This is a genomic window from Streptomyces sp. NPDC034099, from assembly GCF_055575415.1.
Map to the genome: position 1 here is coordinate 337,105 of NZ_JBVISR010000001.1, position 12,239 is coordinate 349,343.

Genomic DNA, 12,239 nt, shown 5'->3' on the forward strand with positions numbered 1-12,239 from the left:
TGACAGATGTCATGCGGCACCCGGCGGCGTAGGACGAGAGGGGCGCCCGGCGAGTGCCGGGCGCCCCTCTCTCCTGCGGCCGCGTCAGCTGGGGTTGGTGTCGATGACGGCCACCCGGTCGGTCTTGCTCTTCAGGGCCTGGCGCATGGCGCCGTAGACGTCCTGGGGGGTGACGGCGGTCTTCTCACCGTTGGCCCGGGTGATGAGCACACCGTCGAAGGTCTGGCCGTAGAGCTCCTTGAGGGCGTTCAGGTCGGGCTTGTCGACGAGCTTGCCGTCGACGGCCGTGACCCTGAGGAACTTCCACAGCGACTTCTCGGGGCTCATCGGGATGGAGTGCGCGGCGTCCGTCTGCACGGTCACCCTGGCCGACATGGCCGGCTCGGCGAACTCCTTCAGCATCCGGTCGACCTCGGCCTTGGAGACCGTGGGCTCCTTGGTGGTCGTCGGCACGTTCACCCCGGTGGCGGTGCCCGTCTCCACCTGGGCGCGGTACGCGGCCTGCACGGCCTCGGTCGACTTGGCGACGTCTATGCCCTTGCCGGCCTTGCCGTACACGGGCACGGCCTTGCCCGACTCGAACTTGATCGTGCCCTCGGTCACCGACCCGGCCCCGCTCGCGGCGTTCTGCAGGGCGGCGTGCAGCTTCTCCTCGTCGACGGGCATGACCGGTTCGACGACCCGCTTCTGGCCGAAGAGCGAGCCGATCACGGACATCGGGTTGTAGTCGCTCGTCGCCGCGTCGCTGGCCGTGGCCTGGGTGTCGAGCTGGAGTCCCGCCTGGTCCGGCTTCAGGGAGACGGTGTCGCCGCCCACGGTGAGCTTGAGCGGCTTGGCCGCGCGGACCCCGAGGGCCGCGTCCAGCTTCTCGACGGCGTCGTCGCGGGTGCCGCCGCCGATGTCGACGCCGAGCACGGTGGTGCCCTTGGGCACGTCGGAACGGTTCATCAGCAGGCCGGCGCCGTAGGCGACACCGGCGACGACGACCAGTGCGCCGACGAGCAGCGGGAGCTTCTTGCGTCCCTTCTTCTTGGCCGGCTTGGCGGAGTTCGCCGGCGGCGCGGAGACCGGCTCGGGCAGCTTGGGCGGCGTGTGCGGCAGCGGCCCGTCGCCGGACGCGGCCCGGAACGGCTCGTTGCGCTCGCCCGGTACGACGGGGATGCCGCTGGTGACGGTGTTGCCGGAGATGTTGTCCGGGTTGCCCATGCCGGGAGGAACCGGCCGCTGCGGGGTGAGGATCGCGGTGTCGTCGCTGAGCCCGCCGCCGGGGCCGGGGCGGGCGGGGTCCGGGCCCGTGCCGGGACCGGAGCCCGCGGGCCCGCCCAGGCTGCCCGGGCCACGCAGACCGTTCGGTGCGGGCTCGCGCTGACCGGCCGGCGCTCCGGGGCCGCCGGACATTCCCAGGTCGCCGAGGTCGCCGACCGGGGGCGGGGACAGCCGGCTGTCGCCGGTGACCGGACCGCTCGTCGGGCCCGCGGGGCCCTGGGGTCCGTTGCCGTACGGGGACTGTCCGTTCAGGCCGTTCTGCTGCTCGCCGGGGGCTCCGGGGCCCGGGGCGGCCTGCCCGTCCCCCGCGAAGTACGGCAGGCCGTCGCGGCGCGGCTCGCCACCGGCGTCGCCGCCCGGCCGGGTGCCGTTGCCATTGCCGTTGCCGTTGCCGTTGCCGCCCAGTGGACCGGCCGCCAGCGCCTCGGTCACGTCGAAGGAGCCGGTGCCGCCACCGTGGCCGGGCGCCACGGGCCCGCCGGTCGCACCGGAGCGCGGGGCACCGCCCGCGGACCCGGGCCGGGAGCCGCCGGGTGCGCTCATGGAGCCGACGACGCCACCGGGGCGGCCACTCCCGCCGCCCGGCCGCGCACCGGCGCCCGACGCACCCGCGCCCGCGGTACCAGCCCCGCGCGGGCCCTGCGCACCCGGTCCCCCGGCGGCCGCCGCCGAACCGCCGGGCAGACCGGCGCCGTTGGTGGAGCCGCCACCGGAGGCGCCCTTGGCCGGACCCGACTTGCGGGGCGCGAACCAGTCGCTCGTCGGCCTCTCCTCGGCGGACTGGCCGGTCTCGGCGGGAGCCTCGGGAGCGGCGGCCGGGGGCGCGGGGGCACTCGGCGCCGGCGCGGGCCGCTCGCCCGTCGTCTCCGTGTCGTCGGCGGCGGCGTCGGCGGCGGCGTCCGCGACGGGCTTGCGCACGACGACCGGCGGAATGGGCCGCGACCCGGGGATGTTGATCCGGATCCGGGTCGTCAGCGTCGTCTCGGTCTTGCGCTCCTCCGGTCGCGCGGCCGAACGGCCCGCGTCGGCACCGGCGTCGGAAGCCGTGGGTGTCCCGTAGGGCGGGGTGCCCGACGGGTATGCGGCTCCGCCGCGCCCGTGGGGCCCGGAGGACGAACTGTCAGTTTCACGACTCAAGGCAGGTTCTCCCGGTTGGCTCCGCCGCCCGTCACGCCTTCAGCGGGCGGCTCGGCGGCGCGCACCACCATACTGGCCACTTCTCACGCGTATCCCGTGACCGCCGGGGAAACCCACACGGGACTCGCACGCCCGCGGCACGGCGAAGCGGTACGTCACTTGCGAAGTCGGGCGGAGCCGCCGTCCGGTTGCCGCACCGGCGCGAGGGTGGCGCAGATCACAGCAACGGCGATGCCGCCGAGCAGGAAGAGATAGGAGCCCGCACCGGCGGCGAAGAGGAAGTCGCCCTCCGGTCGGCTGGTGGTGAGCAGCACCACGGCCAGCGCCCAGCCGAGGGCGGGCGCGACGGCTCCGCCCCGGCGCCCCACGGCACGGCCCGCCCCGACGCACAGCCCCGCCTCGGCGGCCAGCGCGAGCAGCAGTCCGCCCGGGAACCAGGCCGGCTGCACCAGCGCGCCCGCCACTCCGAGGACGGCGCCGAGCACGAAGAGCCCCACGTACAGGGCGGCCCGCCCGGCCGAGGGCGGGCGCAGCGGCTGGGCGAGCGCGGAGCTCGCCGGCTCGTTGCGGCCGCTCACGAGGCCGCCCCGGTCGCGGGGACCGCGGAGGGCTCTGCGTTCCCGGTGAGCCCGGTGATCCCGGCGAACAGGTCGCTCTCGCGCCCGTCGCCGCCCCGCTCGCCGCGCACCAGTTCGTAGTGCTCGGTGGCGAGGAGCGGCTGGGCCAGGTCGTTGGAGAGGACGAAGTACGGTCCGGCGACCGTGATCTGGGTGGCGTGCGCGCGCATCGCGGCGGCCTTGGCGGCGGCGTACGCGGTGCCCTCGCCGCGGATCTCGGTGGTGATCCGCTCGTCGTCGACGACGCCCGGTACGTCCTCGACGGCGGCCGCCTTGTCGAACGGCAGGCCGGGCAGGTCGTCCCGGAGCCGGGCGAAGGCGTCCTCCACGGAGGAGCGCGGCACGCGGTTCCAGTAGACCTTGGCGACGGGGCACCCGGCCTCGTCCGCCAGCTCCACCGCCCGCATGGCGATGCGGTGGGCCTGGATGTGGTCGGGGTGGCCGTAGCCGCCGTTCGGGTCGTAGGTGACGAGCACCTGGGGGCGCACCTCACGGATCACGTCGACGAGCAGGGCCGCGGCCGCGTCGACGTCCGCCTGCCACAGGCAGCCGGGGTCGTCGTTGTCGGGCAGTCCCATCATCCCGGAGTCGGCGAACCGGCCCGGCCCGCCCAGCAGCCGGAAGTCCTCGACGCCGAGCGCGCGCATCGCGTCCGCCAGCTCACCCCTGCGGTGCCCGCCGAGAGCGGCTCCCGACAGGTGGGCGAGCGCGGGCGGAATGACCTCGCCCCGCTCGCCGAGGGTGCAGGTCACCAGCGTCACGTGCGCGCCCTCGGCCGCGTACCGGGCCATGGTGACGCCGTTGTTGATCGACTCGTCGTCCGGGTGCGCGTGCACGAGCAGCAGACGCCGGGCGGGTGGTTCCGTCATGCCCCCACCTTATGAGGCCCGCGCCGGCGTCGGCACCGACGTCAGAAGTTGATGTCGCTGATCATCCCCGCGATGTTGGTCGTGAGGTCGTTGATCGTGGGAGCGATCGTCGAGGAGGCCAGGTAGAAGCCGAGGAGCATGCACACGATCGCATGGCCCGCCTTCAAGCCTGACTTCTTGACCAGCAGGAAGACGATGATCGCCAGCAGCACAACCGCCGAAATCGAGAGTGCCACGGCGGCTCACCTCCAATGGGCCCAGGGACACGGGGGGGGGGTCGGTCGCAGTCAAAGCTCGGGGCAGATAAATCCACGCAGCGGGGCACCTGGTTGATACCCACTATGCGCTAGTGATCATAACTGTCCGTGCGCGCGCATCTCTCGGCGCACGGCCGCACAAGGGGGCGCATGGCCAATATGGTCAAGGCATGACGACCGAGTCCGACTCCTTCCCCAAACGGCACGCCCGCACCCAGCGGTTCACGCTCGGCGCGCCGCGTTCGTTCACCGTGGCACCCGATGGTTCACGGGTCGCCTTCCTGCGCTCCGGTACCGGTACGGACCGGGCGAACTCCCTGTGGGTCCTGGACGTCGAGGAGGGCGGGGAGCGCGTCGCCGCCGACCCGCGCGCCCTGCTGGGCGGCACCGAGGAACGCCTGTCGCCCGAGGAACGGGCCCGACGTGAGCGCAGCCGCGAGGGCGGCGCCGGGATCGTCGGCTACGCCACCGACTCGGCGGTCGAGCTGGCCTCCTTCGCGCTGTCGGGGCGGCTCTTCGCGGCCGAGCTGCGGGTCGGCACGGCGCGCGAACTGCCCACCCCCGGGCCGGTGATCGACCCGCGCCCCTCCCCCGACGGCCGGCACGTCGCGTACGTCGCCCGGGGCGCCCTGCGGGTCGTGGGCGCCGAGGGCGACGGGGACAGGGCGCTGGCCGAGGCGGACGGCGAGGGCGTCACGTACGGGCTCGCCGAGTTCGTGGCGGCCGAGGAGATGGCGCGCAGCCGGGGCTTCTGGTGGAGCCCCGAGTCGGACCGGCTGCTGGTGGCGCGCGTGGACGACACGCCGGTCCAGCGCTGGTGGATCTCCGACCCGGCGCACCCCGGACGTGATCCACAACACGTGCCGTACCCGGCGGCGGGCACCCCCAACGCGGACGTACGGCTGTTCGTCGTCGGTCTCGACGGGGGGCGCACGGAGGTCCTCTGGGACCGGGCCCGGTATCCGTATCTGGCGCGAGTGCACTGGTCAGCGGCGGGTGCGCCACTGCTTCTCGTACAGGCGCGCGACCAGCGCAGCCAGCTGTACCTGGCGGTGGACACCGCGTCGGGGACGACCCGGATGGTGCACGCCGACGAAGATCCAATTTGGCTGGAACTCTTCCCCGGGGTGCCCTGCTGGAGCCCGTCGGGTCAGCTCGTGCGGATCGCCGACGAGGGTGGGGCGCGGGTGCTCGCGGTGGGTGAACGGCCGCTTACGGGCGCCCAGTTGCACCTGCGGGCGGTGCTGGACGTCGGGGCCGACGACGTGCTGGTCTCCGCCTCGGCGGGCGAGGAGGCGGACGGGGCGGAGACCGGCGAGGTGCACGTGTACCGGGTGAACGAACTCGGTGTGGAGCGCCTCTCGCAGGAGCCCGGCGTGCACTCGGCGGTGCGCGCGGGGGACGTGACCGTGCTCGTCTCCGCCACTCTGGACCGGCCGGGCGCCCGGGTGCGGGTGCTGCGGGACGGAAAGCTCGCGGCGACCATCGCCTCGTATGCGGAAGACCCCGGTTTGTCCCCGCGCGTGACCCTCACCCAAGGGGGCGCACGGCGTGTCCCGTGCGCCGTGCTTATGCCAACGGACTACCACGGTGACACCCCCCTCCCCGTCCTCCTGGACCCCTACGGCGGCCCGCACGGCCAGCGCGTCGTGGCCGCGCACAACGCCCACCTCACCTCGCAGTGGTTCGCCGACCAGGGGTTCGCGGTGGTCGTCGCCGACGGGCGGGGCACTCCGGGGCGCTCCCCCGCCTGGGAGAAGGCCGTCAAGGACGACCTGGCCGCCGTCGTGCTCCAGGACCAGGTGGACACGCTGCACGCCCTCGCCGCCGACTTCCCGCTGGACCTGGACCGCGTCGCCATCCGGGGGTGGTCCTTCGGCGGCTATCTGGCCGCCCTCGCGGCGCTGCGCCGGCCGGACGTCTTCCACGCCGCCGTGGTGGGCGCCCCGGTCACCGATCTGCGGCTCTACGACACCCACTACCAGGAGCGCTACCTCGGCGACCCCGGTGAGCAACCGGACGTCTACCGCCGCAACTCGCTGATCGACGACGCCGGACTGGTCGACGCCGCCGAGCCGCACCGGCCCATGATGGTCATCCACGGGCTTGCGGACGACAACGTGGTGGTCGCCCACTCGCTGCGGCTGTCCTCGGCCCTGCTGGCGGCCGGCCGGCCGCACGAGGTGCTGCCCCTGTCCGGCGTCACGCACATGACCCCGCAGGAGTCGGTCGCCGAGAACCTGCTGCGGCTCCAGGTGGACTTCCTCAAGCGGTCGCTGCCCGCCCCGGCGTGACGTCTGCCGCGTCACCCGTACGCCGACGTCTTTGACACGCGGGTAACTTCACCGAAGCGGCCTCGACACACGGCCGCGCCACGCTGATCGGCGTACGGCCGTGCGGGTGCCGTAAGCGGGCCGGGGACCATGTCACCCCGGCCCGCTGCCCCCGCCCTCCCCCTCGCCGTCGGGCGGCACCACCTGCTTCTCCTCCGCGAAGTGGCAGGCGGAGTCGTGCGCCGCGGGACCGGAGACCGAACGGAACTCGGCGGGCACGGCGAGCGCCGGCACCTCCAGCGCGCAGCGCTCCCGTGCCTTCCAGCAGCGGGTGCGGAAGCGGCAGCCGGAGGGGATGTTGGTCGGGGACGGGACGTCGCCGGCCAGGATGATCCGCTCGCGGTGCTCCCGGGCCTCCGGGTCGGGCACCGGCACCGCGGACAGCAGCGCCTGGGTGTACGGGTGCGTGGGGTGGTCGTAGATCTCCGCGTCCCGGCCCGTCTCCACGATGCGGCCCAGGTACATCACGCCGACCCGGTCGGAGATGTGCCGGACGATCGACAGGTCGTGGGCGATGAAGATGTAGGAGAGGTCGAACTCGTCCTGGAGGCGGCCCATCAGGTTGATCACCTGGGCCTGCACGGACACGTCGAGGGCCGAGACCGGCTCGTCGGCGACGATGATCTCCGGGCGCAGCGCCAGGCCCCGCGCGATGCCGATGCGCTGGCGCTGGCCGCCGGAGAACTGGTGGGGGTAGCGGTTGATGTACTCCGGGTTCAGGCCGACCACGTCCAGCAGGTCCTGGACCCGCTTCCGGCGGTCGCCCTTCGGGGCCACTTCCGGGTGGATGTCGTATGCCTCGCCGATGATGTCGCCCACCGTCATACGGGGGTTGAGGGAGGTGTACGGGTCCTGGAAGACCATCTGGATGTTGCGGCGGACGGACTTCAGGGCCTTCCCCGACAGGCGCGTGATGTCCTCGCCCTTGTAGCGGATCTCCCCCGCCGTCGGCTTCTCCAGGTTGACCAGCATCTTGGCGACCGTGGACTTGCCGCAGCCGGACTCGCCGACGATGCCGAGGGTCTCGCCGCGGGCCAGTTCGAAGTCCACGCCGTCGACGGCCTTGACCGCGCCGACCTGCTTCTTGAAGAGGATGCCGGAGGTCAGCGGATAGTGCTTGACCAGGCCGCGGACTGCGAGGATCGGCTCCGTGGTCTCAGCCATGCAGGCACTCCCTCCAGAAGTGGCAGGCGCTGCCCCGCTCGGCGTCGGACTCCGTGACGTCGTAGAGGGGAGGGACGTCGGTGCGGCAGACGTCCTGGGCCATCGGGCAGCGGGGGTGGAAGGCGCAGCCGGGCGGGATGCGCGTCAAGTTGGGCGGCAGGCCCTTGATGGCGTAGAGCTCCTGGCCCTTCTGGTCCAGGCGCGGGATCGACTCCAGCAGGCCGCGGGTGTACGGGTGGGCCGGGGCCTTGTAGATGTCGTGGACGGGTGCCGTCTCGACGATCCGGCCCGCGTACATGACGGCGATCTTGTCGGCGACGTCGGCGACCACGCCGAGGTCGTGGGTGATGAGGATCAGGCCCATGTGCAGCTCACGCTGGAGTTCCGCGAGCAGGTCCATGACCTGGGCCTGGACGGTGACGTCGAGGGCGGTGGTGGGTTCGTCGGCGATGATCAGCTTGGGCTCCAGGGCCATCGCCATCGCGATCATGATGCGCTGGCGCATGCCGCCGGAGAACTGGTGCGGGTACTGCCGCACCCGTTCCCTGGCGGCCGGGATGCGGACCCGGTCCATCAGCTCGATGGCCTTGGCGTGGGCGTCCTTGCGGGACATGCCGCGGTGCACGGTGAACATCTCGGCGAGCTGGGCGCCGACGGTCAGGACCGGGTTCAGCGAGGACAGGGCGTCCTGGAAGATCATCGCCATCTCGGCGCCGCGGACCTTCCGGCGTTCCTGCTCCTTCAGTTTCAGCAGGTCCCGGCCCTCGAAGAGGACCTCCCCCGCGGTGATCCGGCCCGGCGGGACGTCGAGGATGCCCATGACGGTCTGGGCGGTGACGGACTTGCCGGAGCCGGACTCGCCGAGAACCGCGAGGGTCTCGCCCGCGTCCACGCCGTAGCTGACGCCGTTGACGGCTTTGGCGACGCCGTCCCGGGTGTGGAACTCCACGTGCAGGTCGCGCACTTCGAGCAGCATGCGGCGGCTCACCTCAGCTTCGGGTCGAGGGCGTCGCGCACCGCGTCGCCGAGCATGATGAACGCGAGGACGGTGATGGCGAGGGCTCCGGAGGGCCACAGCAGCGCGTGCGGGGCGTTGCGTACGTAGGGGGCGGCGGAGGAGATGTCGATGCCCCAGGAGACGCTGGGCGGCTTGAGGCCGACGCCGAGGAAGGACAGGGTCGCCTCCAGGGAGATGTAGGTGCCGAGCGCGATGGTCGCCACGACGATGACCGGGGCGACGGCGTTGGGCGCGATGTGCCGCAGCAGGAGCCGGGAGTTGGAGGCGCCCAGCGCCCGCGCCGCCTGCACGTAGTCGTTCTGCTTGGCGGTGATGACGGAGCCGCGGGCGATGCGGGAGATCTGCGGCCAGCCGAGCAGCACGATGAAGCCGATGACCGGCCAGATGGTGTTGCTGGTGATGACGGAGAGGAGGACGAGTCCGCCGAGGACGACCGGGATCGCGAAGAAGATGTCGGTGATCCGGGACAGCACCGCGTCCCCGCCGCCGCCGAAGAACCCGGCGAGGCCGCCGAGGACGCTGCCGAGGACGGCGACGCCGAGCGTGGCGAGGATGCCGACCGCCACCGAGGTGCGGGCGCCGTAGACGGTACGGGTGTAGACGTCGCAGCCCTGGCCGTTGAAGCCGAAGGGGTGGCCGGGCTGGGAGCCCTCCTGGGCCTTGGCCAGGTCGCACTTGAGGGGGCTGCCGGAGGCGATCAGCGAGGGCCAGATGGAGATGACGATCAGGAACAGGATCACCAGCGCCGAGATGATGAAGACGGGGTTGCGGCGCAGGTCGTGCCAGGCGTCGGACCACAGGCTGCGGGGCTTGTCCCGCGGGTCCGCCCCGTCCGGGCCCGGCGGCTGCTCCAGCGTGACCGCCTCGCTGGTGCCGAGGTCCATCGTGCCGCCCATGCCGGTGCCGGCGACGGCGCGTTCGGGCTCGTAGGGCTCCTGGTCAGACATAGCGGATCCTCGGGTCGAGTACGGCGTACAGGAGGTCGACGACGAGGTTGGCGACGAGGAAGACGAGGACCAGGACGGTGACGAAGCCGACGACGGTCTGGGTGTTCTGGCGCAGGATGCCCTGGTAGAGCTGGTAGCCGACGCCGTGGATGTTGAAGATCCGCTCGGTGACGATGGCTCCGCCCATCAGGGCGCCGATGTCGGTGCCGATGAAGGTGACGACGGGGATCAGGGAGTTGCGCAGCAGGTGCCGGGTGATGACCCGGTGGCGGGGCAGGCCCTTGGCGATGGCGGTGCGGACGTAGTCGGAGCGCCGGTTCTCGGCGATGGAGGTGCGGGTCAGCCGGGTGACGTAGGCCAGCGAGACCGAGGCGAGGACCAGGCCGGGGACGATCAGCTCGCCGAAGAGCGCCTCGGAGGAGACGGCCGGGTCGATCCACCCCCACTTGACGCCGAGCAGCAGCTGGAGCAGCAGGCCGGTGACGAAGGTGGGGACGGAGATGACGACGAGGGTCAGGAGCAGCACACCGGTGTCGACCGGGCGGCCGCGGCGCAGACCGGTGACGACGCCGAGGATGATCCCCACGATGATCTCGAAGAGGATCGCGACGATGGTGAGCCGGATGGTGACCGGGAACGCCGTGCCCATCAGCTCGGTGACCGGCTGGCCGTTGAAGGCGGTGCCGAAGTCGCCGGTGAAGACGTTGCCCATGTAGGTGACGTACTGCCGCCACACGGGCTGGTCGAGGCCGAACTCGTGCCGCAGCTGCGCGGCCGTCGCCGGGTCGCACTCCCGGTCGCCGCACAGGCCCGCGATGGGGTCGCCCATCACGTTGACCATCAGGAAGATCAGCAGCGTGGCCCCGATGAAGACCGGGATCATCTGGAGCAGCCGCCGGACGACATAGCGTCCCATGGCGCCCCCTCAGCCGACCTTGATCTCGTTGTAGACCGGGACGCTGAACGGGTTGAGCGCCACGTCGGAGAGCCGGTCCGAGTAGCCCGCGCTGCCGTTCTGGTACCAGAGCGGAATGGCGGCCATGTTGTCGCGGACGACCCCCTCGGCCTGCTGGAAGGTCTTGACGGCCTCGGCGGTGTCGGTCTGGCCGTTGGCCTTGTCGACGAGCCCGTCGAACTCCTTGTTGGACCACTTGCCGTCGTTGGAGGAGGCGTTGGTGTAGTAGAGCGGCTGGAGGAAGTTCTGGATGAGCGGGTAGTCCATCTGCCAGCCCGCGCGGAAGGGACCGCTCATCTTCTTGCCGGTGATCTGGTTGCGGAAGTCGGCGAAGGTGCCGACCGGGTTGCCGGCGCAGGCGCGGTCGTTGTCCAGGGCGTTGTTGATGGAGTTGCAGACCGCGTCGACCCACTGCTTGTGGGACCCGGTGTCGGCGTTGTACGTGATCTTGACCTGGCCGCCGGGGAGGCCGCCGCCCTCCTTGATCAGCTTCTTGGCCTGGTCGGCGTTGTACTCGCAGGCGTCCCCGCACAGGCCCGGTTTGTAGCCGCCGTCCTCGCCGAGGACCGGTGAGGTCCAGTCGGTGGCCGGGGTGCGGGTCTTCTGGAAGATGGTGTCGGTGATCTGCTTGCGGTCGATCGCCATGGACAGGCCGGTGCGGACCTTGTCGGAGCCGGACTTGTTCCAGGCGTCGTCGTAGAACGGGAAGGCGAGGGTCTGGATGATCCCGGCCGGGGTGTTGATGTACCGGTCGCCGAGGTCGTTCTTGACGTTCTTGAGCTGGGAGGCCGGGACGTCGTCGACGAGGTCGAGGTTGCCCGCGATCAGGTCGGTGTAGGCGGTGTTGTTGTCGGTGTAGACCTTCAGGTCCACGCCGCCGTTCTGCGCCTTGTCGGGCCCGGGGTAGTCGTCCCACTTGCGCAGGGACATCTGGGAGCCGCGGGTGTAGTTGTCGACCTGGTAGGGGCCGTTGCCGACCGGCTTCTTCAGCCAGGCGTCGTGGTCGTCGAAGAACGCCTTGGGCAGCGGCGCGAAGGCGTTGTAGCCGAGGGTGTCGGGGAAGCTGGAGAACTTCTGGCCGAGCTTGACGGTGAAGGTGCGCGGCCCCGTCACCTTCAGTCCGGAGAGCGTGTCGGCGCTCTGCGAGCCGCTCTCGGGGTGCACCTTGTCGTAGCCGTCGATGTACGCGAAGAAGTACGCGTTGCGCTGGTTGTTCTTCAGGCTCGCGCCGTAGTTCCAGGCGTCCACGAAGGACTGGGCGGTGACCTTCTCACCGTTGCTGAAGGTCCAGCCGTCCTTGACGGTGACGGTGTAGTTCTGCGAGTCGGAGGTGTCGATCTTCTCGGCGAGCATGTCCTTCGCCTCGCCGGTCTTCGGGTCGTACTTCTTCAGCCCCCGGAAGATCATGTCGAGGACCTTGCCGCCCTGCACCTCGTTGGTGTTGGCCGGCTCCAGCGGGTTCTGGGGGTCGCCCCAGGAGGAGCTGAGCACACCGCCGCCGTTCCCGCCGCCGCCCCCGTCCCCGCCCCCGCCGCCGCAGGCCGTCGCCGCGAGGGCTGCCGCCGCCGCGCAAGCGGCCCATTTGGCGTGCCTGGCTCCGCGCATGGAGTGCCTCCTCGTGCCCTGACTCGTCCGCTGGTCCGTTCCGGTCCAGCCTTGAGGGGCGTACTCGGGGG

Annotated in this window: 10 protein-coding genes; 1 reads left to right on the forward strand and 9 read right to left on the reverse strand. The window is 71.7% G+C overall.

Annotation, left to right across the window (positions count from 1 at the left end; all coding sequences use genetic code 11):
• Positions 1-84 precede the first annotated feature (84 nt).
• From ACZ56V_RS01560 to ACZ56V_RS01575, 4 genes are all read right to left on the reverse strand, one after another.
• Positions 85-2,403 (reverse strand): hypothetical protein, encoded by a 2,319-nt coding sequence (locus ACZ56V_RS01560; RefSeq protein ID WP_468938378.1) that lies wholly within the window; start codon positions 2,401-2,403, stop codon positions 85-87.
• A 155-nt stretch (positions 2,404-2,558) separates the two neighbouring features.
• Complete coding sequence (locus ACZ56V_RS01565; protein WP_398913224.1) at positions 2,559-2,981, reverse strand: DUF6113 family protein; 423 nt, start codon at positions 2,979-2,981, stop codon at positions 2,559-2,561.
• Positions 2,978-3,889, reverse strand: coding sequence for an N-acetyl-1-D-myo-inositol-2-amino-2-deoxy-alpha-D-glucopyranoside deacetylase (mshB, locus tag ACZ56V_RS01570; RefSeq protein ID WP_467381789.1), 912 nt, complete (start codon positions 3,887-3,889; stop codon positions 2,978-2,980). The genes ACZ56V_RS01565 and mshB overlap by 4 nt, the downstream gene beginning before the upstream one ends.
• 41 nt (positions 3,890-3,930) lie before the next feature.
• Positions 3,931-4,125: a hypothetical protein gene (locus ACZ56V_RS01575; protein ID WP_356360663.1), complete on the reverse strand. Its 195-nt coding sequence runs from the start codon at positions 4,123-4,125 to the stop codon at positions 3,931-3,933.
• Between the two features lie 191 nt (positions 4,126-4,316).
• Between ACZ56V_RS01575 and ACZ56V_RS01580 the strand changes: the two genes are divergently transcribed.
• On the forward strand, positions 4,317-6,440 hold the full coding sequence (locus ACZ56V_RS01580) for a S9 family peptidase (protein ID WP_468938383.1): 2,124 nt from the start codon (positions 4,317-4,319) through the stop codon (positions 6,438-6,440).
• 132 nt (positions 6,441-6,572) lie between these two features.
• On the opposite strand, the gene ACZ56V_RS01585 is transcribed toward ACZ56V_RS01580, so the two are convergent.
• The 5 genes from ACZ56V_RS01585 to ACZ56V_RS01605 are packed head-to-tail and all read right to left on the reverse strand — an operon-like array spanning position 6,573 to position 12,168.
• A complete protein-coding gene (locus ACZ56V_RS01585; RefSeq protein ID WP_468938386.1) occupies positions 6,573-7,643 on the reverse strand; it encodes an ABC transporter ATP-binding protein in 1,071 nt (356 codons plus the stop codon).
• A complete protein-coding gene (locus tag ACZ56V_RS01590) occupies positions 7,636-8,619 on the reverse strand; it encodes an ABC transporter ATP-binding protein (RefSeq protein ID WP_398913232.1) in 984 nt (327 codons plus the stop codon). The genes ACZ56V_RS01585 and ACZ56V_RS01590 overlap by 8 nt, the downstream gene beginning before the upstream one ends.
• 8 nt (positions 8,620-8,627) lie before the next feature.
• A complete protein-coding gene (locus tag ACZ56V_RS01595) occupies positions 8,628-9,608 on the reverse strand; it encodes an ABC transporter permease (RefSeq protein ID WP_398913234.1) in 981 nt (326 codons plus the stop codon).
• Entirely contained in the window at positions 9,601-10,524 is a 924-nt protein-coding gene (locus ACZ56V_RS01600) for an ABC transporter permease (RefSeq protein ID WP_398913235.1), read from the reverse strand. Before ACZ56V_RS01600 ends, ACZ56V_RS01595 begins: the two co-directional genes overlap by 8 nt.
• Positions 10,525-10,533: 9 nt before the next feature.
• On the reverse strand, positions 10,534-12,168 hold the full coding sequence (locus ACZ56V_RS01605) for a peptide ABC transporter substrate-binding protein (RefSeq protein ID WP_468938391.1): 1,635 nt from the start codon (positions 12,166-12,168) through the stop codon (positions 10,534-10,536).
• Positions 12,169-12,239 lie beyond the last annotated feature (71 nt).